Origin of the sequence: Vibrio genomosp. F10 str. 9ZD137, from assembly GCF_049974785.1 — a bacterium.
Lineage (GTDB): Bacteria > Pseudomonadota > Gammaproteobacteria > Enterobacterales > Vibrionaceae > Vibrio.
On record NZ_JBNGCJ010000593.1, the window covers coordinates 1 to 3745 of the forward strand.

Below are 3745 nucleotides of genomic sequence, written 5' to 3' on the forward strand. Positions count from 1 at the left end.
CGCATCTTCAGTGGTCACTGGATGTTCGGTTGTCACTGAATTTAAGTCGGTTTCCGCTTGTGTCGAAGCACTCAGCGCAAAAGAGCAGGCTGCAAAAGAACAGAAGGTCGCTTGAATGAGCCTTTTTTGTTTTATCATCGTTTTATTTCTCGTGTTCCTTGCTCAATATCACCAAAAAAAGACAATTTTAGAAGGAAATTTTATGTTTCGAGTTCAATCACCGTTACAATGGTAATATATGTTCTTCTAAATGACAGAAATGTGAAAGCATCTGATTTAAAAAATATTCTCAACAATCTACCTGAAAGCCAAGATCCAGACATTGTGATGGGCGAAGAATGGCTGCCTGAACGCCTTATAGATACACAGTTAAACGAAGAACTGCTGTTTTTAAAGTTCGATAATGCGCCCGAAGAATCACAAGGTGATGAAGAAGCGCGTGGGTTTGTTGAGCATGAAATCACCATGATTAGGCATCGATTTGAACAAATCATCAACGATGCCTCAGATACAAAAACCAAAGCCGATGCCATGGTGGCGCTTTTTTTGATGGGTCATGAATCCTCAAGCTCTGAAATCATTGAAATTTTAGAAGATCCTGACGTTCCTGATAATCCAACGCACTAGTATCCTCCTGCCGCGCTCGTCCCACTCATGTTTTACTGAGTGCTAATTTCAAGCGGTATCAACGTGAAAAACCATCCGCATCCACAACCCATAAAGGCCAAAATTATTCGCTAACAACAACACGGATTATCAACGGTCTTTCCTTTGATTTCACCCTAAAATGCCGAGCCGTGTAATAGTTTGACACAATCCTGACTTGTGAATTGGTTCTCTCACCCCTATTACTTAATCATTGGCCTATTCACCAAACAAAGAGTGAGTAGCATAACGAGCTAGAAAGGAGCCGCCATGTTTAATGCGATCACCGCCCTATTCAAACAGCTAATCGAAGGTGAAGATTTAGCCGGAAGTAAAAATGATAATCCCAATCTCGCCATTGCATGCTTATTGTGTGAAGTGGCTGGAGCCGATCACCAAATTGACCAGGCAGAGAAAGAGGCAAAACATCATTTGCTTGAACGCTTACTGGAATTAACCGAGTCAGAAGCCGATCAATTGCTGACCCAAGCCGAAGAACAAGTGAAAGACGCGGCATCACTGTATGAGTTTACATCACAACTTAGAGAGCTTTCTAGGCCGACTCGTTTCGAACTCATCAAGGCGATGTGGGAAGTTGCACACGCGGACGGAGAAATCGACCCCATTGAGGAAGCCGTGATTAGAAAAACCGCGGAACTTTTGTATGTGGATCACAGCGAATTTATTCGCGCCAAACTGTCTGTTATCGGCGAATAACCGAGTGGCGTATGCGATTTACAATAGTCACTAAAATAAGCGACTGATACCAGTAAGCAGAATCCGATCATAGGCTCTAAATAGAGCCTAAAGCATTGTAAGGGCGAGCTTTGCTAGGTTATATGCATCGACATAACCGGAATGCTGTCGTCCTTCCCATTCAATGTCTTTGGCTTCTTGTGCCGCTCGGTGTCCAATTCTTTTATCTTTTAGTCGATTTTGAATTCGATATAACGTGGCTAGGTTAATGAACTCTTTGAAAGGTAAATCGATGCCTTTTTCACGGCACTCATTAAACAGAATTTGATCATCACGCCCCCATGACGCAAATATCTTTTTAGGTCCGCCAAAATTCTTGAGTACTGACTGTAATACATCCTTTAATGGACGGCCTTGCTTTTCAATTTTTCGAGGTGTAATACCCGTCAATTCCACACAAAACAGTGACACTTCGTCACGCTCAGGTTTGACATAGTATTGAGCTCGTTTGACGATTTCACCTGACGCAACATCGATTTCTGCGAGGCCAATTTCAATGATTTCACCTGTAGTGCCAACGCCATCTACATTCCAACAACACATCTCTAAATCGAAACACACGACTCGGTTATAGTTCATTGCCAACCTTTATTGCCCACCTAACCTCTCAAAGGCGAAGGATTCTACCTCATTTGCTTTTAAAAGTAGAGTTGTTGTCAAAAACGGAAAGGAAAAATTCATCTCACTCGGCAAGATTACTCTAGAAATCTTCTCATCTGATTCACTACCAACAGAAATCCATATATTTGGGCAATTAGCTCGGTGGCCTCTCATGAAATAAGAGGCCACCGAGAGCGCAACATATCCTTGTTCTCCAAACGCTGTTACTTAGTCGCCCATAGCAATGCCTTCACGTCGTGGATCGGCTCCACCCATCAATTTTCCATCGGTAAACACCACGCCGTGAAGCCCAGAATTTAGATCACGAATTTCAACGTTAAAACCCATTTTCTCCAGAGGCTCTTTAAAACGCTCAGCATCTGTTCCTTCTTCTAAATCATAGGTTCCAAAACGGTTCACCAAATTAGGCATATTAATGGCGTCTTGAATATCCATACCCCAGTCAAAATGCGCTATCAATGTCTTTGCTACGTAGCCAATAATACGAGAGCCACCCGGGGAGCCCAACGCCATGTAAGGCTTTCCATCTTCAAGAACAATGGTTGGTGCCATTGAAGATCGCGGGCGCTTACCTGGCTCAACACGATTGGCAATAGGGGCACCATTCTTGTGCGAAGCGAAAGAGAAGTCAGTCAATTCATTGTTTAGAATAAAACCATTGCTCATCACTCGAGAGCCAAAGCCATTCTCAACCGTACTGGTCATTGAAATAATATTGCCCTTGGCATCGGCAATCACAATATGAGTCGTTGACGGAAGTTCAATGGATTGATCGTCAGCAAGGGCTATTTTTCGTTGCCACGGTGGACTCCCCGCGGACACTTCCGCCAAAGCCTTGCCTTCAGTGATCAACATAGCACGACTTTTCAAATAGTCTGGATCAAGCAAACCTTCAGGCATTGGCACAAAATCGGTGTCGGCGATATACCGGCCACGATCAGCAAACGCTAGTCGAGAGGCATCGCCAATGATTTGCCACGATTTAGGATCGTTGGGCCCCATTTCTTTCAAATCAAAATGGCTTGAAATACCCAGTATCTGCCCGACGGTAAGCGCACCGGAACTTGGGGGGCCCATGCCACATACATCATATTGCTGATAACCAACGCAGGTCGCGTCTCTTTCAATGATCTTATAAGTCGCGAAATCGTCCATGGCTAATACGCCTGGGTTATCGTCAATGCTTGTCACTCTCTCAACGATATCCTTCGCGATTTGTCCTGAATAGAACGCGCTTCCCCCTTCTTTATCGAGGATATCGAGCGTTTTAGCGTACGCGTTATTGACCAGTTTATGGCCTTCTTTCAGTGGCTCGCCGTCCGAAGTAAAGAAGTACGCTTTCGTATCGGGGTAACGACTCAATCGTTCTTTATCTCTCGCAATCGAAGACGCCATTCGTTCAGACACAGAGAAGCCATTGGTTGCCAGTCTTTTTGCAGGTTCAAGCAATTCAGACCAAGCTTTACTGCCGTATTTTTCATGCATTGTAGAAAGCAATTTAACGGTTCCCGGAGTACCTACAGATCGACCTCCGACAACGGCATCAAAGAACTTGAGGGGTTTGCCATTGTCATCTTGAAACAACTCTGGCCTTGCCGCTAATGGTGCGGTTTCTCTGCCATCAAATGTGGTTATCTTTTTAGAGGTCGCGTCGTAGTAGACAAGGAATGCCCCTCCACCAAGCCCCGACGACTGAGGCTCCACTAGCCCAAGTACCGTCTGA

At 44.6% G+C, this 3745-nt stretch carries 4 protein-coding genes; 2 read left to right on the forward strand and 2 right to left on the reverse strand.

All coding sequences use genetic code 11. The features are described 5' to 3' along the window. Nucleotides 1-261 precede the first annotated feature (261 nt). Both ACP45E_RS14385 and ACP45E_RS14390 read left to right on the forward strand, forming a co-directional pair. Nucleotides 262-627: a hypothetical protein gene (locus tag ACP45E_RS14385; protein ID WP_026026675.1), complete on the forward strand. Its 366-nt coding sequence runs from the start codon at nt 262-264 to the stop codon at nt 625-627. Nucleotides 628-915: 288 nt separating this feature from the next. Continuing rightward, nucleotides 916-1362: a TerB family tellurite resistance protein gene (locus tag ACP45E_RS14390; RefSeq protein ID WP_017033433.1), complete on the forward strand. Its 447-nt coding sequence runs from the start codon at nt 916-918 to the stop codon at nt 1360-1362. Between the two features lie 87 nt (nt 1363-1449). Here the strand turns inward: ACP45E_RS14390 and ACP45E_RS14395 are convergent, their stop codons facing one another. Together ACP45E_RS14395 and ggt are read right to left on the reverse strand one after the other, a co-directional pair. Continuing rightward, nucleotides 1450-1980: a 3'-5' exonuclease gene (locus ACP45E_RS14395; protein ID WP_017033434.1), complete on the reverse strand. Its 531-nt coding sequence runs from the start codon at nt 1978-1980 to the stop codon at nt 1450-1452. Between the two features lie 249 nt (nt 1981-2229). After that, nucleotides 2230-3745 (reverse strand): gamma-glutamyltransferase (gene ggt / locus ACP45E_RS14400; protein ID WP_069585159.1); only part of this gene is annotated, 1516 nt, incomplete at its 5' end.